Below are 20017 nucleotides of genomic sequence, written 5' to 3' on the forward strand. Positions count from 1 at the left end.
CAGCTGATGAACATGCTCGTCAGCTACGCGCCGAAGAAGCTCGGCTTCTTCTGAGAGTCCTCACCCAACTGGCACCGCGTGGCTTCGCGCCATGCGGTGCATTTTCAGAATGGAGGAAGCGTTGGAGAGAACGTCGCAGGAACTCGTTGACGCGACGCCGGCTGCGCGCGCCCTGCTCGCCGAAATCATCGCCGATCACGGTCCTGTCCTCTTCCACCAGTCCGGCCGCTGCTGCGATGGCTCGTCACCGATGTGCTACCCGGAGGGAGATTTCATTGTCGGCGATCGGGACGTGCTGCTCGGTAAGATCGGCGAGACGTCCTTTTACATCGGCGCCTTGCAATTCGAGGTCTGGAAGCGCACCGCGAGCGACGCTTCCTCGCGCGCTCTAACTTGTGCGCAATCGGCTGATACTGCGGTCGAGCTGGTCGGAAGAATGGAAGCATGCGGGCAAGATGTGACATTGGCCGCCTGCACGCATTGCTACCGCAACAGGCCCTCAGCCGACGTCGGGGATGCCTGCTCGGACGGGTTGGCTTTTCGGTCGCCAGAGGCGTCCTCTTTCCAGCATTCCAACTGCTCGGAATGATGCCGGCATTCTTCGTGTCCTGTTATCGGTCCTGTCTATTGCCAGGATGATGCATTTCCCAGTCGCGGACGGCGTCCTTGAGCGCTATCAACTCGCGGAAACTGCTTCCATCCTGTACCAAGAGCGCCTTGATACGATGCGTCGCGAGTGCATAGTCTTCGACTGTCTCGATCGTGAACCTAGGCGGGTCTGACCGGCAGGATTCCGGCCCGTGTTTGATTGCCGTTTTCATGGGCGACCTCCGCGGACGATGGAGTATTGAAGACATTGTACTCCAACTGTGAGAGCTCGCGTTTGCGTCAAATCAAACCAGTCGCTGCTGCATGAGGGTCCTGCACCGATAATGGAGCCGACGATGTACAAACAAATCCTCATCGCCACAGACGGGTCGGAGGTTGCCCAGAAGGGCGTGAATCATGGACTATCCTTGGCTAAGCGCGTTGGTGCCAAGGTCACCATCGTCACCGTGACAGAGCCATTTCCGATCTATGCAGGAGCAGCCCCCGGCGCCGGGTGGGTGCCTGGGCCGTTGGAAACGGTGGAGCATGAGGCGAGACAAAAGGAGGCGGCTGCGAAGACGCTGGCTGATGCCAAAGCCGCTGCGGATCGGCTTGGTGTTGACGCCGAGACTATCCATGTTCCCGAGGCACATCCTGCCGAGGCGATCATCGCAACCGCCAATGGCCGTCATTGCAACCTCATTGTCATGGCCTCCCACGGCCGGCGCGGGATCCGTCGTCTTCTGCTGGGCAGCCAGACCTCTGAGGTGCTCGCCAACAGTTCGGTTCCAGTCCTAGTGGTCAGGTAGGCAGGAACACGAGATCGTCGAGGCCGACAAAGAGAACCTTGCCACACCCGGCCCTGACCCTCGCCTTGATCTCGCTCAAGGCATCCTTCGCGGGCAAGGCCCAAGATCAGAACGCTCCGAATTTCGGGGACGTCGACATGCGCATCATACCAAACGCTGCTCCCCGAGCCGCCAATGATCTGGCGGATCCTCGTGGTCAACACGCCCCTGGGCTGGGTCTGCACGCTCGCGCTAGCGGCTCTTGGTATTTGCCAGTTCGCGAGCCACACGGGCCAGATCGTGGCCGCCCTGCCCTACCTTCTGCTATTGGCCTGTCCGCTGATGTACTTGTTCATGCACTGCAGTCACTGCTGCCGTTACGGAAAGCGCGAGTGCCCCCTGCCGGCCAGGCGGCCTGCGGGATGGCCGAGTTTACGTTGAGGCTCATTGCGCGCCCCGCGCTTGTGGTCGCGGCACAAAGGCCATCGGCATCATCTGATCAGCACGCCCTTCGCCCATGAAACGAAAGATGCGCTGAGATCATTTTTTACATTGGTCGACTGACGCGCAAAGGAGAGCCTGCCATGAAAACGCTTGTTCTCGCTACCGTTCTGGTTCTCGCCGGACCCGCCCTGGCTCAGGCACCAACCTCCCATGACCAACACCATCCGGGTGGTGCCGCCGCAACGCAGGCCCAATCCACAGCCCCGACACAGCCTCAGGCGACGCCCGGCCAATCCGGAATGCCAATGCCCATGGGTCAGATGATGCAGGGCCAGATGATGGGCCGGGGCATGATGCAGGGCCAAGGCATGCCCGGTGGCATGATGAGCAGAGGGAAGATGGGCCGATTCTCGGCCGAGGACATGAGCGCCTTCATCGATGCCTATGTCGCCGCAATCCATGCCGGGCTGAAGCTGTCCGCCGACCAGGAGAAGCTTTGGCCCCCCGTCGAAACTGCGATCCGCAACTTGGCCACGCTACATCTCGGCCATATGCAGGCCATGCGCCAGCCCCGCGGGATGGCAGCGAGCGATCCGGTGGGTCTGCTCCGCGCTATGGCCGACCGCATGAGCCAGGGAGCGGACGCCATGCGCAAGCTCGCGGACGCCGCGTCGCCGCTCTATGCGACGCTCGACGAGGCTCAGAAGCGGCGGCTGCAAGTGCTCGTCCGGATGGGCGGCCGCGACATGATGGGGCAAGGTATGATGGGCCGGGGAGTGATGGGCCGGGGGGTGATGGGGCCCGGCCGCGCCATGATGCCCGGCGGATCCGGGGACGATGACGACGCCTACGAGGACAACCGCTGACACTCCGACCCGGATGGTGCCGGGAATGGAACGAGTTCACCTCCTCGCTCCGAGCCGTCCGGCCGTGGTGTGAGCGAAAGCAGGCGAGCCCCCTCTCATCCATCCCAAGTTGATGGCCAATGCGCCGGCAAGTCAAATCTCGATGGATCTCGGTGAGGTGGCCGAGAATTCGACGACCTGCTCCCTTGCGAAAGCGATCGGGGCGATATCATGCCTAGACCCGCTAACCCGGTGTCCTTCAGCTTTCCGAGCCGGCGTTTTTGATTTTTCTCAAAGCGGCAGAGATCGATGCGTGTTTGAATCGTTCATCATCCCCGGCTGGCCGGATGCCGTGCGCCGGGCTTCGATCGAGCGGCGCAAGCGCGACGATCCGCGGAGTGATGCCGCCCGCCATCTCTCACAGGAGGCGATCATGGCAGAACCAGCAACCAGGCTCCCGATCAAAGGTGAAACGCACGAGCCTGGCTCCCCTCAATCCGAATTGGCCGGCTTCGATCGCTTCTGGAGCGAGATGGATCGATTGTTCGACAATTTCGGCTTCCGCTCTGGCCGGCGGCCCCTTGCAGCTCCGCTGTCCTTCGATTTGTCTCTGCCCCGCTTCGAACGCTGGGGAAGCGTCCCTGCCGTCGACGTTTCCAAGACGGACGAACTCTACAACATCACGGCGGAGCTTCCAGGGATCGCGCCGGCTGATGTGCAGGTCAAACTATCGGACGGGCTCTTGACGATCAGTGGAGAAAAGAAGAGCGAAAAGGAGCGCATGGACGAGGATGCCTATGTCTCTGAGCGGCGCTACGGCTCGTTCTTTCGCTCGTTCCGGCTGCCGGATGATATCGTCGCGGACAAGATCGAAGCTCGGTACGCCAATGGCATTCTGAGCATCACCGTACCGCGGCGGGCGAAGGCTCAGCCAAAGGAAGACATTATCCCGGTCAAAGCGGCCTGATTCACCGGAAGCGCCTGACGGCCGGCGCGACTGGAGTCTCATGACCCAGATGGCTTGCCGCGCCGGCCGTTCGAACTGAAGACGGCGGTATCGCACGACAGAGCGTCGGCCGCGGCCATCATCCGGCATCATAGCAGGACTGCTCACGCGCTTTCGTCGGCCAGCTTTTTCTCAAGACGTTCAAGAAGTTCGCCTTGCGCCGCCAGGATGCGCAGTCGGGCCTCCGGAAGCGAAAACCACGCCGCCTGGTCGATCTCGGGAAAGCGGCGGATATGACCGCTACCGCGCGGCCATTCGAGCTCAGCCTCGCTGCTGCAGCGAGCCTTTTCCGCTTCCAGTTCGCCCCTCAGCGCAAAGGCTTCGACGACCTTCCCCGCCCGTTGCCGAATGCGCCCGAGCGGTACAAGAGGGCCTGACGGTACAGCTCCCAGTTCTTCTGCGAACTCCCGTCGCGCGGTTTCCTGCGCGGTCTCGCCCGGCTGCGGCTCGCCCTTGGGGATGGACCAGACGCCGAGATCCTTGCGCCGCCAGAACGGGCCGCCCGGATGGACGAGAAGGACTTCGGCTCCTTCTTCCGCAAGGCGATACATCAAAATGCCGACACTGCAGGAAGCCATTAAAAAAAACCTCGGCCAGTGTCCGAATTTGCGATGCGTCAAGGACCGGGCGACGCGCCGCGAGGAAACTCCCACCCGTCGCAACTTAGGCGGCAGAGACAATTCAGGAGGTTCGCATGGCTACGAAGCCTGTCACCGACTCCCTTGCTGCCGACCAGACCGGGGCCACCGCCATGGTCGATGAAGGGATGCAGATCGTCAAAGCGCAGCTCGCCTCGGCAACCGTGTTGCCGCAAAAGATCTGGGAAACGCAGCTCGCGATGACTTCGGAAATCCTGGCCTTCATGGGACGCAGAATGGAGGCCCAGGCCGAACTCTGCGCCAAGCTCGGCCGCTGCAAGGAGATTTCCCAGGCGGTCGACGCCCAGCAGGATTTCGCTAAAAGCGCCGGAGGCGCTTACGCCGACGAGGCCGAGAGACTGTCCACGCTCGCCCGCAAGAATATGGATGCCTGGACCGGGATCAGCGCCGAGTATGTGTCGAACTGGACGGGCGCCCAGAAGGCTGCGGCCTGAAGGTCTGCGCGGGAGCCCGTCTGAGCTGCCGCGCTCGCCGGCCAGCTCAGGCGGCGCGTCCGGCGGCCTTTGCAGTCCGATGTCATCATGCCGGAGCGAATGAGGCGCCGCGCGTACTGGATCAACTCGATCAGGTGGTTGCGGAAGACGACCTTGCCTGGCGTGACCGCCAGGTCCCGGCCGACGACGAAGCGCTCCGTGCCGACGGGTGGCTGGCCGGCGAGCTGCCGCTGCAGGTCTTCGACCCAGTTCCTCCAGCCTTCGATAAAATTGGCCCCTCCGGTCCTGCGGGCGCGCTCGATCACCTCCGGATTGGTCAGCGGATTGTTCGAGGGGGAAAAGACGTCGAGGATCTGACGGGCGACGAAGGAGACGACCTCCTCGTGATGACGCTCGACGCCCGGCACCTCATGCGTGACGTTGTGCCACCATTGCTGATTGAGCAGGAACGCCTGCGCCAGGAAGCTGAAGGGCTGCGTGCTCCATTCCGCCGCCGCGAAGCGGCGATCGCCGGGCAGCGGCGCAATGCAGGGACCAGCATCCGCCTGGAAGAGGCCCGACGCAAGGTGAGTTCCAAAGCGAGCGGCCTTGCGTGCGGCCTTGTTGGCGAGTTCGAGCTGCTTGCCGGGCGCGGCCGCAAGATGAACGGCCCAGTCGAGATAGGCCAGTGTCAAGGCCATCGGCGAAAACCCGCCGGTGAACTTCGCGCTCCACGCCTGCCGCATGCGGTCAATGGCCGAGAAGGCCTCCGAGCCGAGCGCCTCCTCCCGGCAAGGTTGTGGTCGTTGGGCGTTTCCGGCCAAACCGGCTCGCGGCGAGGACTGCATGGCTCTTTCCCTATGGCATCGGACCGAAAAGTGGACTCCACTTTTTGGAAGAATCCGATGCGATAACAAAGATGTAGATCATCATTATCGCGTCCGATCGGACGCGCGGCGATCTAAAAACTGTTCGCCAACATGCGCCCTGAGAGCCATATACTCCTTGAGCTTGATCAAGGCCGGCTCGGTATCGCGCCGGTATCATTCCGTTGCGCGTTGGCCGGAGAAGCCGATGAAAGCGATGGTTCTGACGGTTCCGGGTCAACCGCTTGTCGAGGAGCGACGCTCCGATCCGATGCCGGGCTCCGGGGAATTGCGGATAAGGGTCGAGGCCTGCGCGATCTGTCGCACGGATCTGCACGTCGTCGACGGCGAACTGCCAAACTTGCACTATCCGCGCGTTCCCGGTCACGAAGTCGTGGGCCGTGTCGAACTGGTCGGACCGGGCGTCGCCGGTGACCTGCTCGGCCGGCGTGTCGGCCTCGGCTGGCTGGGGCACACATGCGGACATTGCCCCTATTGCCGCAGCCTTCGGGAGAATCTCTGCGATTCACCGGAGTTCACCGGCTATACGCGCGACGGCGGCTTCGCCAGCCATGTCATCGCCGACGCGGCCTATGTCTTTCCGCTGGACGATTTTCCCGATCCGGTCGCGGCCGCGCCGCTGATGTGCGCAGGACTCATTGGATGGCGCGCCTTGCGCAGCGCGGGCGCAGCCCGGCGGATCGGCCTCTACGGCTTCGGGGCAGCCGCTCATATCCTCGCGCAGATTTGCCACTGGCAAGGCCGCGAGGTCTACGCCTTCACGCGCCCGGGCGACGAGGCAGCACAGGCCCATGCCCGCTCGCTCGGCGCGCACTGGGCTGGCAGCTCCGAGGAAAAGCCGCCCGAGCCGCTCGACGCCGCGCTGATTTTCGCGCCCGTCGGCGCGCTCGTACCGCTGGCCCTGAGCGCCGTCGCCAAGGGCGGGCGCGTCGTCTGCGGCGGGATCCACATGAGCGACATTCCGAGCTTCGGCTACGACCTGCTCTGGCAGGAGCGTGAGCTGGTCTCGGTCGCCAATCTCACGCGGGCAGACGGTCATGAATTTCTGTCGGTTGCGCGGCAAGCTGGCATTGCGACCAAAACGACCGTTTACCCGCTGAGCCAGGCGAATGAGGCGCTGTCGGATCTGCGCGCCGGGCGGTTGCAAGGCGCGGCGGTGCTCATTCCATGATCTTCTCGCAATTCATCGCGTCGATCGCCGAACCCCCTCGCCCGCATGCACAGGGCTTGACCCTACCGTCCTCGTTCCTGCGCTTCGTGCTCTGGTCGGGCGGCTGGCATCAGGCGGCAGTCTGTGCCCTTTCCGTTGCCGTCTTCCTGCTCAATGCCGCTCCGATTGAAACGCAGCGGCGCATCATCGACACGGCCGTCCATGCCGGCAGCCTCTCAGCCATCCTGACGCTTGTCGCGCTGCAATTTGCCATCATCCTGACTTTCGGGTTGGCGAAGCTGGCCATGAACGTCTACCGCGCCTGGCTCGGCGAATGCGCGACACGGGATCTGCGCCTCGTGGTGACCCACAGGCTGGAGGGCATGGGCGCGGAAGACTCCGCTCTCACCAATGGGACCGGCCTCGCCATGATCCTCGGGGAAGCCGACGACATAGGCGTTTTTGTCGGCTCAAGCCTCAGCCTTCCGATCGTCGAGATCGGCTTTCTGGCGAGCGTCTTCGTCTATCTCGCCGTACTCGACCTCAAGATGATGTTCGCCAGTCTTCTGATCCTGACGCCGCAATTCGTGTTCGTGCCGCTGATGCAGCGAGCGATCAACCGCCGCGTGGCGCAGCGGACCCGCATTCTGCGGCGCTTTGGCGACGAAATCCTGTCACCATCGAAAGTGGAATCGAGCGCACGTCGCCTGGACGAGGTGTTCACGCTCAATCTCGGCATGTTCGAGATCAAATTCTCCCTCAACTTCCTGATGAATCTGACCTATTCCCTGGGCAACCTGCTCGTGCTCGGCATCGGCTGCGTGTTGGTCGTACAAGGGCAGACCGAGATCGCCACTGTCGTCACCTTTCTGTCCGCGACCGGACGGATCGTCGACCCATGGAACGACGTTGTCGACTGGGCGCGCGGCCTCGCGATGACGACCGTGAAGTACGGCCTCATCACCCGAGCGCTTGAATCCTCCCCCGGTGACATTCCTTCCGTAGCCGTGGCCGCCTGCTGAGGTCGCGACGCTCAGAACGGGCGGAAGCGGCGCGTGGTGGAGTGGTGAGCGCGCGACGCTCTCCGGCTCCCTCCCGCCCGCATCGCCTGCGGCTTCAGCATCTCGGCGAATGCGAGATAGAGGGCCGCAATCGCCAGGATGGAGAGCAAGATCGGCACTGGCAATGTAACGAAGCCAAACGGATGGCCGAGCGGCGTCAGCGCCAGGATCAGCGCGACGACGAGAGCGCCGAGCGAGGTCATGACGAGGAAGCGATGCGGCCGGCTGAGCGGGAGCGGACGCCATGCGCAAGCTCGCGGACGCCGCGTCGCCGCTCTATGCGACGCTCGACGAGGCTCAGAAGCGGCGGCTGCAAGTGCTCGTCCGGATGGGCAGCCGCGACATGATGGGGCAAGGGATGATGGGCCGGGGGGTGATGGGGCCCGGCCGCGCCATGATGCCCGGCGGATCCGGGGACGATGACGACGCCTACGAGGACAACCGCTGACACTCCAACCCGGATGGTGCCGGGAATGGAACGAGTTCACCTCCTCGCTCCGAGCATCCCTGGCTCCGGCAGTACTTCGCAGGCGAGCGTGGCCGCACCATTTTCTCGGATGAGATGCGCGGCCCTCAAAGCAGGGTCGGCGACCTGCACGGTCTCTAGGCCGACGATTGCCCTGTGAAGACGTAGCCGACTCCTCGCACAGCTTTGATCAGCGGGAGCGCATTCTTGTCAGATTCGATCTTCTTACGCAGGCGCGAGATCTGTGCGTCGATCGCTCGGTCAAATGCCTCGTAGTTGCGGCCTCGCGTCAAATTCATCAATGTATCGCGTGAGAAGACGCGCCCGGGATGCTTGGCCATCACCAGAAGAATGTTGAATTCCCCCGTCGTGAGACCCACTTCCGCTCCCTGTGGGGTCACCAATCGGCGTTGCAACGCGTCAAGCACCCATCCATTGAATCGGATTACCTCCCCCTCTTCGGTATCGATCGATTGAAGGGGCCGGGGATGGCGGCGGCGCAGCACAGTGCGCAATCTTGCCAGGACTTCCCGCAGATGAAACGGCTTTGCGATGTAATCGTCGGCTCCGATCTCCAATCCGACAATCCGATCCACAACCTCGTCGCGCCCTGTCAGCATGATGATCGGCACATCCGACCGTGAGCGGACCTCGCGTGCTAGCGTCAGACCATCCTCGCCGCCGGGCAGAACCAGGTCCAGCAGAATTATGTCGATCGCGAAACGTTGCAGCGCGTCCCGCATCCCGCGCCCGTTGGCCACCGCGCTGACGTGATAGCCTTCCTCCTCGAAGTAGCGGCTCAACATCTGGCGGATGCGCGGATCGTCGTCCACGACCAAAATATGGGCGTTGCGGGACGCCGGTTCGGCCATGGCGGGCTGTTCCGGATAGAGCCAAGGATCGGCTGTTACAATCGGTAACGAATTTATACAGACGCTAACACGCAGACCGTCGTAGCGCCATTCGGCGTCGCTTTCCTCCCTCCCGTCAGTTCGATGTGGAGGACAGAATTATGCTTGTCGCAAATGCAGCGTTCCAGCTTCCTTCCCAGCCTTCGGCTGCTGCAAACGATCAACCAAAGCCGGGCCTGCTGAGCCTCTTCAGCCAGCAGCCGCTGGAAACATTCGAGCGCGGCGAAACGGTTTACCGGGATGGCGATCCGGCGACGCATGTCTTCAAGATCGTCGCTGGCGTCCTTCGTGTCGCGAAGATCCTTAGCAACGGCAGCCGCGTCATCACCGGCTTCTTCTACCCGGGAGAAATCTTCGGCATTGCGCCGGACGAGCACTACCTCGGCGACGCCGAAGCCGTCAGCGAACTGAAACTCCGTCGGTTGAGCCAGAGCCGCTTCCGGCAGGCGGTCGATAACTCCGAGCAGTTGCGCTCTCAATTCGTCAACTGGCTGTGCCGGGAAATGGCGAGCGCTCAGGCGAGAATGGTGCTGCTCGCCCGCAAGAATGCCGAAGAGCGCGTGTGCAATCTCCTTCATACGTTGCTGCGCCGCGCCGGCAATGGAAACCCGTTCGCGAAGGCAATCGAGCTTCCGATGAGCCGCGTCGACATGGCGGATTATCTCGGCCTGACGATCGAAACAGTGTCGAGGACGATGACGAGCCTCATCAATCGAGGCATCATTCGACCGACGGCGCGCTACAATTTCATCATTCGCGAGCCGGCGTTGTTGAGCGCTCTTGCTGGTGACGCCGACGAGGACGATGATCTGGCGGGCATGCCCCTTGGCCCTGCGGGCCATGCGATCGCATTGACGGGTGGCAGGTGACCGGAGCGCACAAGCCAAGGGCTATCAGCCAGCAGAGCCTAGACGAGATCGTGCAGGTTCTCGACGACGCGAATATCGTCGTCCATGACTTTGGCGGCAAGATCAGCCGCTGGAGCAGCGGCTGTGAGGAGCTTTACGGCTGGACCGTACAGGAAGCCCTGAATCAAGACGTCCACCGCCTCCTCAGGACGGAATTTCCGCGGCCGCTCGACGAAATCCTCGTGGAGTTGCGCTGCCACGGCACCTGGAAGGGAGAGCTGACGCAACGTCGCAAGGACGGGCGGTCCATCTTCGTCGTAAGCCGCTGGGTGGCCGTGAGCAGACATCCCCCTGAAGTCTCGGTCGTCCTGACAACCAATGTCGACATCAGCGATCTGAAACATGCGCAGGCGGACCTTGCCGCTCGCCAGTCGCATCTGCTCTCAATTCTCGAGACCGTGCCTGAAGCCATGGTGGTCATCGATGAAGCTGGCGTCATGATCTTGTTTAGCAAAGCTGCGGAGAAGCTATTTGGCTATGCTGCCGATGAAGTCTGCGGGCGAAACGTCAAGATCCTCATGTCTAATCCTGATCGTGACCGGCACGATGGATACATCAGCCGCTATCTGAGGACGGGCGAGCGGCGCATCATCGGCTTCGGGCGCGTGGTGACCGGGCAGCGCAAGGACGGAACAACCTTTCCAATGGAACTGGCGGTCGGGGAAGCTGCGGCGAACGGCAAGCGCATCTTCACCGGCTTCATCCGCGATCTGACCAGCCGGCATCGCATCGAGGAGGAACTGCGCCAGTCCCAGAAAATGGAGGCCATCGGACAGCTGACTGGCGGAATCGCACATGATTTCAACAATCTGCTGACCGTGATCAGCGGAAATCTCGAAATGGTCGAACGGCGCCTCGAAGAGGGCCGGCTCAGGGATTTGCTGCGCGAAGCGCAAGGCGCGGCGGATGACGGCGCCAAGCTCACAGGGCAACTGCTGGCCTTCGGCCGACGGCAAGCGCTCGATGCGAAGCAGGAGGATATCGGGCAACTCGTCTCCAACTTCACCGAGTTGCTGAGGCGAACACTCGGCGAAAAAATCGAATTGCAAACGGTCATCACAGGTCATTCGCTCACGGCGCTTGTCGATGCGACGCAGTTGCAGAACGCACTGCTGAACCTCGCGCTGAATGCGCGTGACGCCATGCCACGCGGCGGCCGGCTCAGGGTCGAAGTCGCGCGCATCCATCTCGATGCCGACTATGTCCAGATGTATCCGCAGGCCCGGCGCGGAGACTATGTGCTCGTCAGCGTCTCCGATACCGGCGCTGGAATGACCGAAGAGGTCAAGCAACGGGCATTCGAGCCATTCTTTACCACCAAAGGGGTCGGTGCCGGCACCGGCCTCGGGCTCTCCATGGTCTATGGCTTCGCCAGGCAATCCGGCGGTCAGGTCCAGCTCTACAGCGAGCTCGGCCAGGGAACGACGGTGAGGCTGCTTCTCCCGACGGCGAGTGCTGCGGCGGCCGAACGCAGCGCCCCGGATCCTACTCCTGCGGCCAGGCCGCGCGCAGGCGAATGCATCCTCGTGGTCGAGGACGACGCGCGTGTGCGCAGGGTCGTCGTTGCCCGCCTCGAAGAGGAGGGATATCGCGTCATCCAGGCAGCTGCTGGCGCGGAAGCGCTTTCCCTGATTGCCGCCCACCCCGACATTCGGCTCCTCTTCACCGACATCATCATGCCGGGCGGCATGCTCGGCGACGATCTCGCCAGAGAGGCACGCACGCTGCGTCCTCACCTGAAGATCCTCTTCACGTCAGGTTATGCGGAGCCTAGTCTCATGGGGCGCGAGCTTGCCGACGGAAGCTGGCTGAAGAAGCCGTACACATCAGAGGAACTGGCGGCGCGTTTGCGTCTGCTCCTCGATTGAGAGCGCCCTCCTTGGCAGAAGCGATCCGAGACGGCATTCCCTGCCGCCTATTTTTCGACGGACCTCCGGCGCCGCCACGCGGAAGCTCCGGGCGCGCGGTCCCGTCCTTGAGAAAAGCGCCCGAGCGAGGCGGGCGGCGCCATTGGCCTCTCGCTCATGGCACTCCGTGGATTTCCGGCCGCGTGCACACCGGATTCGGCCAGATGGCCTGCGCGGTGGTGTGAGAGCCGATCGCGGCAAGGGCAGCGGTCGCGACGACGTCGACCTCCCCCCGCGCCGGGATCCTTGTCCATTCCGTCGCTGCCCCATGCCGGGCGATCTGCGCCATGACGACGTCCGGCGTGGCATCGGATGGATCGCCATGGCGGGCGGCCACGCGTTGAACGAGAATCTGTTCAGGCGCTTGGAGCCAGAGGCCACAGAAGGGTACACCGGCGCGCCTGGCACCCTCCTCGATCCGCTCACGCGCGGCACGACGGTCGAACACGGCGTCGGCGACGGCCGCTTGGCCCTGTGCCAGCGTGACCTCTGCGAGCTGCATCATCGCGCGATAGGTCCGGGCAGAGATCTCGTCGCTATAGGCATCCGCGGATAGCCGGGTCTCGGCGGCGACACCGCAGAGCTTCTTTCGGATCCGATCGCTGCCCGAAATGCGAGCGCCGGGCGGCGGTCCGAGCGTCGGTGCGACTTTCGCTGCAAGCGTCGACTTTCCCGAACCCGAATAGCCCCCAATGGCGACGAGCATGGGCGGCCTCGCCTTTAGGAGGCTAAGGCAAAGCTCAAGATAAGCTTGTGCTTCGGACAATCGCGAAGCCCGCGTTTTGCCGCTATCGATGGCGGTGACATGTGCGCGCACGGCAGCCCTCACCGCCATGAAGAAGGGCAGCAGGCGGATGCCGGTCTCATCCCCCGTGGCGTCGAAATAGCGATTGAAAAGGATGTTCGCGAGGGGCTCGAGCTTGCGGTGCCAGAGATCCATCAGAACGAAGGCGAGGTCATAGAGGACATCCACGGTCGCGAGGTCCTCGTCGAACTCCAGGCAATCGAAAAGCAGCGGCTTGCCCTCGACCAAGCAGATATTGCGCAAATGCAGGTCGCCATGCCCGCGCCGGACCTTTCCCTCCCGAGCCCTCTGGTCGAGCAACCCCACATGGCGCGCCAGCGCTTCGCGGCAAGCCGAGATGACGGGTTCGACCTCGCTCCGCGACAAGATATCTGCATTCGCGAAGGCTCGTTCGTTGACGGCGAGCACGCGTTCCATTCGCTTTGCTCCGTCCCCGTCCGTCGAGACGGGCGCCGTCCTGTGGAAACGTGCAACAGCTTCTGCGAGCTCGGCCATATCGGCTGCCGTGAGGCGCCCTCTCTGCGCCATCCGGTCGAACAGGAAACCGTCGTTGAAGCGTTCCATCTCCAGCACGGCGTCGACCAACTCGCCCTGACCGTTAAGCTCCAGATCGCCGTTCTGCTCACGCGTGATCCGATGAACCGCGCGATACAGATCGGGCGCAGTCCGGCGGTTCAGCATCAGCTCGTGCTCGCACATCGCCAGTCGCCGTTCCGGAGTCGACAGATCGACATAGGGCAACTTGACGGAACGTTTCAGCTTGAGGGCGCGGGAGCCGATCAGCAGAACGATCGAGATATGGGTAGAAACCATCTCGATCCAGTCGGCGCCACCACCGAAGGCGTCGGACGATCCCAGAAAGCAGATCGTCTCATTTTGGCTGGCAATTTGCATGGCGAGCCTCCGTTCGGGCGAGATATCATTCTCCAGCCGCCCGAAACGGCATTGATCTTCGTCAAGTTCAGCAGTCTGAAATCTCTTTCCCTTGGAGGAAGCCCAACACCCGAACAGCGCAAACCGAAAAAGTGTCATGGCGCAGTTCTCCAATCAGCCCGCTTGCTTGATTCGGATCAATGACAGCGGCCGGCTCTGCGCCAACTTGTAATCAGAGCCCTTTTGAAGGCCGTCGCCATGCCCGAGCGAAGCGCATCCAATCGGACTGCCAAAACTAAGCGTTCCTGGTCGGCCGATCACTGCGATCGTGCCGCAGTGATCGTGAGCGAGTTACTCCAGAAGCCCGTCTTGGCAATCGTGATGCATCTGCGAGCATTCGTGAGCCTTGTGCGGGAAATTTTGTCCCGCTAGCTAGCCTAAGTTCGGTCGCCTCTTCAGCTCAATCGGCAGCGCGTACTCTCGGTATTTCTCAGCTCTCGGGAGAGAACAAATCATCGAACTGCTTCTCGCTCATGCGTGGTTAGTAGCAACGCTCGATCAGAACTGAGGATTCCGTTTCAACGTACTAGAAGGGGTTCTGATACCCGAGGCGGACAATCGGGCTACCAGGTCACCGTGTCTTCAGGTTTGGGCAGGCTCGTTCGTGGCGCCAGTCGGCGTCGCCGTCATTACCTTGAGCGCTTGGCGCGAGTTGAGCTACGTTGCGGAACGCCGAGATCGACGTGGCCAACCTTGCAGCACGGGTACGCAGACGCTGACCGGTACCAGCAGTGGCGTCACCACGATGGTTTCGTTTCGGCCGACGAGCGGCGCGTCGACGGCGCGTTGAGCGGGCTGCGGCCATTACGGTGGCAGCCGGCGCGACGCTGTCCGACATGGGCAGCGTCGCGGGCGCCGTGACCGTCAGTGGCACCCTGTCGGTGGGGCATAGCCCTGGCACGCGGGGCCCTATCGCGCCTGACGTTTGATGTAAGCGACGAGATCCGCAATCTCGGAACGCGTGAGCGACAGGTTCGGCATGCGCGAATGATGCGGGTTCGCCAGGAAGGCTGCGAGCGTCGCTTCGGTGAAGCGCTCGGACCTACCAATCTGAGCAAAAGTCGGGACAGCGTCGGAGGCGCGCCTCTGCCCAGACGCAACAACGTGACATTCCGCGCACCAGCGCTCGGCAGTTCGCTGTCCTTTGGCACTATCGGCCGCCGCCGCCTCGCCTGCAGGTGCCATGAGCAAAGCTGCAACGACGCTCAAACACGCGCGGCGTCCACGTCCCATTCCCATAGCCATACCCTCCCCCGAGTTGGCTTCCAGCGGCTCCGGCAAGCCTCACGCTGGCAGCGAGTCTCAGCAGGCCGAGGAGACCTGCCTGGCCGCGATTGCTGCCCGGATCGATGAGGCGGTTACATGTAGCCCTACGCGCAGCCGCTCCGCGCGTCGGGATATTGGGAGGCTGCACGGCAAGTTCGCCACACTCCGCCGTGAACGCCTTCGATTGACAGTCACTGGCCACCCTTCAAGCTGAGGATGTAGGCGGCAACATTAGCGATTTCGTCTGCCTCCAAGATCAGATTCGGCATTGTAGGGTGAGATGTCCGGAGGAACGCATACAACGCCATCCCAGTCATGCCGCGCGTGTTCGCGATTGCGTCGAAAGGCGGCGCCTGCGGGTTGGGGGAAGAAGGCTGCCGGCGCTCCACTGCGTGACAAGCAGCGCAAGCCTCCCGCGCGAACGCCAAACCCTGCTGCGAGTCACCTGTCTCCTGTGCGCTCAAGGTTGCCGGCACAACGGACAGGACGGCACTAACCGCAAAGCTCCGCAGGTGTCCCATGATCAGACCCTCGCTGTCGTTCCATTTTATTGAATGGAACAGTGGATGGCCATACCAACAGCGTCGCGGCAATCTTCCACCAAGGCTCAGATCCCGTTTCCAGAGATGACGCCTTTAGCAGTTGCGCCGGGTTGGTAACTTGTAGATCGCAGCGTCCGGAAGCGGTCTTGCCAGCATCAAGAAAGACGCAACTTCGGATGAGGCAGCCCGCCTCTAGCCTGTGTCGCCGCCAAACTTTGTGAGGCGGCGCGCGCGGCTGCAAGCCTCTAGCCCGCAAGCCATTTTTTCAATTCGACAGCGGTCTAGGCTCAGGACTCGTTGATCAGATCCAGAAGATGACGGCAGCGGCGATGCATATTGCTGAGAAGAAGGTGTGTGCGCATCGATCGTAGCGTGTGGCGATGCGGCGCCAGGAGCCAGCAGACTGCGAAGAGAAGCGTGATCCGCGTGAACGATAAGGCCGGAGCAGGTCTAACCAGAGCTTGACCCTCATGCCCGATTAGAGAAGCGGAAATTAGCCTAGTGCCTGGAAGCGCACGCCCGTTCCTTTGCTGAGCAAGGCTCGCTCCACTCGGACATCAGGCCTTGCGCCCAATCTTACCAGGACAATGCGCCCTTCTGCCTGTAGCGAAGTCAGCGTCGCTTTGCTGCAATGACCTCGATCTCCACGAGCCAGCCCGGCCAGACGAGACTGGTAATCTGAGCACGCGTGCGTACCGGAATATTCAGGTTCTGGGATGTACAGAAGAATTCGAGATACGCCTTTCGTTTCGTCCCATCGGAGAGCGCCTTTGCGTATTTTGAGACGTTGGAGGGCTATCTGACGAGCAAGGGACGCCCCCTCGCCGGGCATTGTGCCGAAGGCCGGAAGCAGACCGTCACATGCAGCCTCATTGCGTGCCAACACATCGTTTCTGGCAGCGGAGGTTCGATCCGCTGCCAGCGATGTTTCAACCAGTGATCTGCTTATTTTGCCGGGGGCTTGTAGGAAGATGCGATTTTGCCCGCCTTCTCTTGCGCAGCCTTGAATTCCGCGCCCGTGTAGGCTCGCACGGTTTTAACATTCGATACGGCTCCCGATGCGCTGACGACGAGAAGTGCGGGGATCAGGTCAGCGCCATCGTCGAATTCCGTGATTGCCATCCAGTCGGTTTCGCCGGTCGTGACGTAGAATGAATGCAGTTTCCCGCCCGCTGCTTCCATGATGCCACGGGCCGCCTTTTCTCGGTTCGATGGATTGTCAATCATTCCCTTCGCTGACGTGGCTGTATAGCACCCTGTGGTTACGAACAGAGGCATAGGACATCCTCCCTCGATAATTGGGCCGATCGGGTGATCTGCCGAATACTCAATATCTCAAAAAACTTGGCGTTAGACGAGCGTCGGACCGCAGAGCGCTGGATTGGTCGCCGCCTATCTCGGCGCTCTCATGGGGACTGGCCCCGATGGCCTGCTTGGCGCAGCGATCTGCTTAGTCGCGATCTCTCTGCCTGGATTCTTGCTGCTGTTGGGCGCGTTGCCGTTCTGGGACAGCGTACGGAAGCGCCCGATGGCTTAAGCCGCCTTGCGTGGCGCGAACGCTGCCTCAGACGGCATTCTCGGCGCGCAGGTGCGTCGCGGCTCCGTCGCCCGACCAGCTCCTAAGCTAGCCTCGCTGAGCCTTGCAAACGAGATGCGGAGCACCGCGTTCGGTGACGGGATACGCTTCGAGAAGCTTGACCTTTTTTCCACCGAATGCGCGATTAAGCTCCCCATCGCAGACGTTGTGCGCGTTGGCGGCACCTTCGGGGTTATGCCAGCCATCGCGGAAAAACGTCACGACGTCCTTAACGACGCAGAGGGCATCGCTGCCTTTACGCTCACACTTCACGCCATTCTCAGCTTCGAAGGCATCGATAATGCTCTTTATTCGAGACGTAGCTACAGCCACTGCGTCGAATGCTGTCTTATCGACAAAGATTGTCGCGTTGTAGAAGCAGTCAGGCGCTTTGCCGCCCTTCGAGCCAGAGATCTCGTATCCGTGACGCTCGATTGCGTCGCCATCCTTGCGGAGAGCCTCATGCATCGTCGCGATGACGCGGCGCCGCTTGTCGGCAGGGACGCCCATAAGATCGGCGACCTCGCCAAGTGGCGAGTCAGTCGGCTTACAGGCATTGACAGCGACGGAAGCGGTCAGCGTCGGCCCATAGAGGGCGCATTTGATCGATAACTCCCCTACAGGCGTGAGCGTCGTCTTCGGCTCAACGAACACGGTGGAGGATGTCTGACGCTTGACGCGATAGCCGAGCGCGTTGATGCGATCGACAAGGGCAGGCGTACACGGTGCCAACTCTTTCGGCGCCTCACCCTTGATGGCGTAAGGGCCGCTCGCTTGGATCAGACTGCTGGCTTCGTACTCACACGTCAGCTTGCCCTCAGCGAATGCGCTGACGGGCATGCGTGAGCCCTTGAGACGGGCAAGCATTTCAGGATCGGTTTCGCGGAAGAAGCGCGCCTGCTGTGCAGCGGGATTGTCGGCATAGAGGCGGCATCCCATCTGTGCCGTCTTTGGGAGGCCAAATTTCTCAAGAACAGGCAGGACGTCGCCAGCAGTGGAGACAAGCTTGAACGTCGTAAAGTTGGCAAAGCCTGACGCCTTGACGGTATAGCAAAGCGACCCCTGCCGATCGGTTTTGCAAGACTCCTGAGCAGCAACGTTGCCACAGGTTACGGCGAGCAGGACCGCAGCAATGGAGAGGGAAGCGGCGCGGTCCATTGTCAGAACTTCCACTTGGCGATCGGCGGGGCCGCTAATAGCCGGCGTTCGCAAAACCTGGCCGGGAGCCGGAACGGCCGATCGAAAAGCAGGCGCATCACATCAACGCCGCGCCTGCCGCAGTAAAGATCGCACATGGGGGCCCCAAGTCCTCGCCAACGACGGAGCTCGATTTTGCGAGGCTCGTCAGGAAGCAAATATTCCTTCCCGCCGTCGATCACCGTCAAGCCGCTGGCTCGATCGTCCGGGCAAAATGCTCTGCATCTGAAGCCATAATAGAGTCCCAGGAGCGGACATCCGAATTGGTGCGGCAGAACTTTGCCCACTATTGCGGAAACAACCGCTGAAGAAAGCGCTGGGGACGGCGTGCAATCTCAGTGAGGTAGCGTGCCGTTTGAGGGAAACTATGCCCCGCACCAGAGTAGGCGCTCCGGAAGTTTGGTCAGTGTGAGTGGAACCATAGTTTGCCTTATTGACGCATCAGCTCCACGGAATTGACGCATCAGCCTGCCGCACCTCGCGGCAGGCTTTCATTTTGGCAGAGACGACTGGTCGGCGATCGTGCGGCCGTACTCTAGCGATAGCGGCGTTGATTGAAGCAGGAGCGCCTCTCCTCCCGGGGATGGGCGCCCTTCACGAGCAGTCAGGCGAACCGTCCCAGGGACACCAGACACCTTCAGGCGAAGGCGTCAGACCTTCGCAGGGCTATCCGCGCGGTGAAGCGGTTCGAAGCCATCATGGCTTCGGCCAGGCAAAGCCGAGGCTCGCGTCCGGCGCCTATGCCGGAGAGCGTCGACGATGACCTTGAGGGCCGGGAGGTTCTGCCGTCGGCTCGGATAGTAGAGGAAATAACCGTCGAAGAACGGAGACCAGTCGTCCATCACCCGAACCAATTCCCCCGATGCGACCTGACGCTCCACGATATCGTTCGGGACGTAGGCGATGCCGTAGCCGTTCACCGCCGCATCGATCATGGCGTAGGAGTTGTTGAAGGTGAGCTGGCCGCTCACCCGGACACGCAATTCCTTTCCATCCTTTTCGAACTCCCAAGCATAGAGTCCGCCGGCCGTCTCGTGGCGCATGTTGATGCAGACGTGTCGAATCAGATCCTTCGGATGCACCGGCACGCCATGCGCCTTCAGATATCCAGGCGATGCCACGGCAACCAGCCGCCAATCCGGGCCGATCCGCACGGCGATCATGTCCTTCTCGACGCTCTCCCCCAGCCGGACACCGGCATCGAAGCCCTCCTCGATGATGTTGCGGAAGGTGCTGTCGAGGATCAGTTCGACATGGATGTCGGGATAGTCCCGCAGGATCGGCTTCAGCTTCGGCCACACGACGCTTTCGAGCGCATGGTCCGATAGCGTCAGCCTGATCGAGCCCGACGGCTTGTCGCGCAGCGCCGTCAGCGCCGCGATCTCGTCCTCGATCTCCGCGATCCGCGGGGAGATGGTCTGGAGCAGGCGCTCGCCTGCGGTTGTGGTCGCGACATTGCGCGTGGTCCGGGTCAGAAGACGAACGCCCATGCGATCCTCGAGCTGCTTGATCGCGTAGCTGAGGGTCGATTGCGCGACGCCGATCTTTGCCGCCGCCCGGGTGAAACTGTGCTCCTCGGCGACGAGCTGGAACCACCTGAGCTGGTTGAGATCGGTTTTGTCCATGAGATCCCTCAATTCGCACGGCAGTAGATTAATCGATCGG

General features: G+C 62.0%; 22 protein-coding genes and 1 pseudogene. 12 read left to right on the forward strand and 11 right to left on the reverse strand.

Annotated elements, in window-relative coordinates:
* Positions 1-109 precede the first annotated feature (109 nt).
* The 5 genes from FQV39_RS34200 to FQV39_RS33590 all read left to right on the forward strand — a co-directional run bounded on the left by FQV39_RS34200 (position 110) and on the right by FQV39_RS33590 (position 3632).
* The gene (locus tag FQV39_RS34200; protein WP_349238581.1) at positions 110-589 is read left to right on the forward strand and encodes a DUF779 domain-containing protein; all 480 of its coding nucleotides are present in this window, start codon (positions 110-112) and stop codon (positions 587-589) included.
* 355 nt (positions 590-944) lie between these two features.
* The gene (locus FQV39_RS04800; protein ID WP_149129263.1) at positions 945-1397 is read left to right on the forward strand and encodes a universal stress protein; all 453 of its coding nucleotides are present in this window, start codon (positions 945-947) and stop codon (positions 1395-1397) included.
* Between the two features lie 174 nt (positions 1398-1571).
* Positions 1572-1817, forward strand: a complete 246-nt coding sequence (locus FQV39_RS34325; protein ID WP_149129264.1) for a DUF2933 domain-containing protein — start codon at positions 1572-1574, stop codon at positions 1815-1817.
* Positions 1818-2131: 314 nt separating this feature from the next.
* Positions 2132-2686 carry a Spy/CpxP family protein refolding chaperone gene (locus tag FQV39_RS04810; protein WP_187640173.1) on the forward strand — a complete coding sequence of 185 codons (555 nt, stop codon included), beginning with the start codon at positions 2132-2134 and terminating at the stop codon, positions 2684-2686.
* Positions 2687-2798: 112 nt separating this feature from the next.
* Entirely contained in the window at positions 2799-3632 is an 834-nt protein-coding gene (locus FQV39_RS33590; protein WP_248313502.1) for an Hsp20/alpha crystallin family protein, read from the forward strand.
* A 143-nt stretch (positions 3633-3775) separates the two neighbouring features.
* On the opposite strand, the gene FQV39_RS04820 is transcribed toward FQV39_RS33590, so the two are convergent.
* Entirely contained in the window at positions 3776-4249 is a 474-nt protein-coding gene (locus FQV39_RS04820) for an NUDIX hydrolase (protein ID WP_149129266.1), read from the reverse strand.
* A 116-nt stretch (positions 4250-4365) separates the two neighbouring features.
* On the opposite strand from FQV39_RS04820, the gene FQV39_RS04825 reads away from it, so the two are divergent.
* Entirely contained in the window at positions 4366-4764 is a 399-nt protein-coding gene (locus FQV39_RS04825; RefSeq protein WP_149129267.1) for a phasin family protein, read from the forward strand.
* Here FQV39_RS04825 and FQV39_RS04830 read toward each other — a convergent pair.
* A complete protein-coding gene (locus FQV39_RS04830; protein ID WP_149129268.1) occupies positions 4647-5591 on the reverse strand; it encodes a poly-beta-hydroxybutyrate polymerase N-terminal domain-containing protein in 945 nt (314 codons plus the stop codon). The two genes, FQV39_RS04825 and FQV39_RS04830, sit on opposite strands and share 118 nt — an antisense overlap.
* A gap of 226 nt (positions 5592-5817) precedes the next feature.
* On the opposite strand from FQV39_RS04830, the gene FQV39_RS04835 reads away from it, so the two are divergent.
* Complete coding sequence (locus FQV39_RS04835; RefSeq protein ID WP_149133661.1) at positions 5818-6801, forward strand: zinc-dependent alcohol dehydrogenase family protein; 984 nt, start codon at positions 5818-5820, stop codon at positions 6799-6801.
* On the forward strand, positions 6798-7802 hold the full coding sequence (locus FQV39_RS04840) for an ABC transporter ATP-binding protein (RefSeq protein WP_149129269.1): 1005 nt from the start codon (positions 6798-6800) through the stop codon (positions 7800-7802). Before FQV39_RS04835 ends, FQV39_RS04840 begins: the two co-directional genes overlap by 4 nt.
* Positions 7803-7813: 11 nt before the next feature.
* On the opposite strand, the gene FQV39_RS04845 is transcribed toward FQV39_RS04840, so the two are convergent.
* Entirely contained in the window at positions 7814-8044 is a 231-nt protein-coding gene (locus FQV39_RS04845) for a hypothetical protein (RefSeq protein ID WP_149129270.1), read from the reverse strand.
* 41 nt (positions 8045-8085) lie between these two features.
* On the opposite strand from FQV39_RS04845, the gene FQV39_RS04850 reads away from it, so the two are divergent.
* Complete coding sequence (locus FQV39_RS04850; protein ID WP_149129271.1) at positions 8086-8289, forward strand: hypothetical protein; 204 nt, start codon at positions 8086-8088, stop codon at positions 8287-8289.
* Positions 8290-8444: 155 nt separating this feature from the next.
* On the opposite strand, the gene FQV39_RS04855 is transcribed toward FQV39_RS04850, so the two are convergent.
* Positions 8445-9179 carry a response regulator gene (locus FQV39_RS04855; RefSeq protein WP_149129272.1) on the reverse strand — a complete coding sequence of 245 codons (735 nt, stop codon included), beginning with the start codon at positions 9177-9179 and terminating at the stop codon, positions 8445-8447.
* Positions 9180-9319: 140 nt separating this feature from the next.
* Here FQV39_RS04855 and FQV39_RS04860 point away from each other — a divergent pair, with 140 nt between their 5' ends.
* Both FQV39_RS04860 and FQV39_RS04865 read left to right on the forward strand, forming a co-directional pair.
* Positions 9320-10087: a Crp/Fnr family transcriptional regulator gene (locus FQV39_RS04860; RefSeq protein WP_149129273.1), complete on the forward strand. Its 768-nt coding sequence runs from the start codon at positions 9320-9322 to the stop codon at positions 10085-10087.
* 50 nt (positions 10088-10137) lie between these two features.
* A complete protein-coding gene (locus tag FQV39_RS04865; RefSeq protein WP_248313249.1) occupies positions 10138-11994 on the forward strand; it encodes a PAS domain S-box protein in 1857 nt (618 codons plus the stop codon).
* Positions 11995-12148: 154 nt separating this feature from the next.
* On the opposite strand, the gene FQV39_RS04870 is transcribed toward FQV39_RS04865, so the two are convergent.
* The 5 genes and pseudogenes from FQV39_RS04870 to FQV39_RS04895 form a co-directional block, all read right to left on the reverse strand.
* Complete coding sequence (locus FQV39_RS04870; protein ID WP_149129275.1) at positions 12149-13885, reverse strand: bifunctional aminoglycoside phosphotransferase/ATP-binding protein; 1737 nt, start codon at positions 13883-13885, stop codon at positions 12149-12151.
* A gap of 795 nt (positions 13886-14680) precedes the next feature.
* Positions 14681-15016, reverse strand: a complete 336-nt coding sequence (locus FQV39_RS04875; protein WP_349238597.1) for a c-type cytochrome — start codon at positions 15014-15016, stop codon at positions 14681-14683.
* Positions 15017-15228: 212 nt separating this feature from the next.
* The gene (locus FQV39_RS34205) at positions 15229-15558 is read right to left on the reverse strand and encodes a c-type cytochrome (RefSeq protein WP_149129276.1); all 330 of its coding nucleotides are present in this window, start codon (positions 15556-15558) and stop codon (positions 15229-15231) included.
* A 322-nt stretch (positions 15559-15880) separates the two neighbouring features.
* Positions 15881-15970, reverse strand: a pseudogene (locus FQV39_RS04885) (IS5/IS1182 family transposase); the annotation flags it as partial.
* Positions 15971-16524: 554 nt separating this feature from the next.
* Positions 16525-16806: a GYD domain-containing protein gene (locus FQV39_RS04895; RefSeq protein ID WP_248313251.1), complete on the reverse strand. Its 282-nt coding sequence runs from the start codon at positions 16804-16806 to the stop codon at positions 16525-16527.
* Between the two features lie 154 nt (positions 16807-16960).
* Between FQV39_RS04895 and FQV39_RS34330 the strand changes: the two genes are divergently transcribed.
* A complete protein-coding gene (locus FQV39_RS34330) occupies positions 16961-17116 on the forward strand; it encodes a chromate transporter (protein WP_472840622.1) in 156 nt (51 codons plus the stop codon).
* Positions 17117-17203: 87 nt separating this feature from the next.
* On the opposite strand, the gene FQV39_RS04905 is transcribed toward FQV39_RS34330, so the two are convergent.
* Positions 17204-18313, reverse strand: a complete 1110-nt coding sequence (locus tag FQV39_RS04905) for a hypothetical protein (RefSeq protein ID WP_149129279.1) — start codon at positions 18311-18313, stop codon at positions 17204-17206.
* 689 nt (positions 18314-19002) lie between these two features.
* Positions 19003-19977: a LysR family transcriptional regulator gene (locus tag FQV39_RS04910; protein WP_149129280.1), complete on the reverse strand. Its 975-nt coding sequence runs from the start codon at positions 19975-19977 to the stop codon at positions 19003-19005.
* Positions 19978-20017: the final 40 nt, after the last annotated feature.

Origin of the sequence: Bosea sp. F3-2 (assembly GCF_008253865.1) — a bacterium.
In the GTDB taxonomy this organism is placed as follows: Bacteria; Pseudomonadota; Alphaproteobacteria; order Rhizobiales; family Beijerinckiaceae; genus Allobosea.

Coding starts and splice junctions, on each gene's coding strand:
- FQV39_RS34200 (WP_349238581.1), top strand. CDS start 110: ATGGAGGAAGCGTTGGAGAGAACGTCGCAGGAACTCGTTGACGCGACG.
- FQV39_RS04800 (WP_149129263.1), top strand. CDS start 945: ATGTACAAACAAATCCTCATCGCCACAGACGGGTCGGAGGTTGCCCAG.
- FQV39_RS34325 (WP_149129264.1), top strand. CDS start 1,572: ATGATCTGGCGGATCCTCGTGGTCAACACGCCCCTGGGCTGGGTCTGC.
- FQV39_RS04810 (WP_187640173.1), top strand. CDS start 2,132: ATGGGTCAGATGATGCAGGGCCAGATGATGGGCCGGGGCATGATGCAG.
- FQV39_RS33590 (WP_248313502.1), top strand. CDS start 2,799: ATGGCCAATGCGCCGGCAAGTCAAATCTCGATGGATCTCGGTGAGGTG.
- FQV39_RS04820 (WP_149129266.1), bottom strand. CDS start 4,249: ATGGCTTCCTGCAGTGTCGGCATTTTGATGTATCGCCTTGCGGAAGAA.
- FQV39_RS04825 (WP_149129267.1), top strand. CDS start 4,366: ATGGCTACGAAGCCTGTCACCGACTCCCTTGCTGCCGACCAGACCGGG.
- FQV39_RS04830 (WP_149129268.1), bottom strand. CDS start 5,591: ATGCAGTCCTCGCCGCGAGCCGGTTTGGCCGGAAACGCCCAACGACCA.
- FQV39_RS04835 (WP_149133661.1), top strand. CDS start 5,818: ATGAAAGCGATGGTTCTGACGGTTCCGGGTCAACCGCTTGTCGAGGAG.
- FQV39_RS04840 (WP_149129269.1), top strand. CDS start 6,798: ATGATCTTCTCGCAATTCATCGCGTCGATCGCCGAACCCCCTCGCCCG.
- FQV39_RS04845 (WP_149129270.1), bottom strand. CDS start 8,044: ATGACCTCGCTCGGCGCTCTCGTCGTCGCGCTGATCCTGGCGCTGACG.
- FQV39_RS04850 (WP_149129271.1), top strand. CDS start 8,086: ATGCGCAAGCTCGCGGACGCCGCGTCGCCGCTCTATGCGACGCTCGAC.
- FQV39_RS04855 (WP_149129272.1), bottom strand. CDS start 9,179: ATGGCCGAACCGGCGTCCCGCAACGCCCATATTTTGGTCGTGGACGAC.
- FQV39_RS04860 (WP_149129273.1), top strand. CDS start 9,320: ATGCTTGTCGCAAATGCAGCGTTCCAGCTTCCTTCCCAGCCTTCGGCT.
- FQV39_RS04875 (WP_349238597.1), bottom strand. CDS start 15,016: ATGGCTATGGGAATGGGACGTGGACGCCGCGCGTGTTTGAGCGTCGTT.
- FQV39_RS34205 (WP_149129276.1), bottom strand. CDS start 15,558: ATGGGACACCTGCGGAGCTTTGCGGTTAGTGCCGTCCTGTCCGTTGTG.
- FQV39_RS04895 (WP_248313251.1), bottom strand. CDS start 16,806: ATGATTGACAATCCATCGAACCGAGAAAAGGCGGCCCGTGGCATCATG.
- FQV39_RS04905 (WP_149129279.1), bottom strand. CDS start 18,313: ATGGACCGCGCCGCTTCCCTCTCCATTGCTGCGGTCCTGCTCGCCGTA.
- FQV39_RS04910 (WP_149129280.1), bottom strand. CDS start 19,977: ATGGACAAAACCGATCTCAACCAGCTCAGGTGGTTCCAGCTCGTCGCC.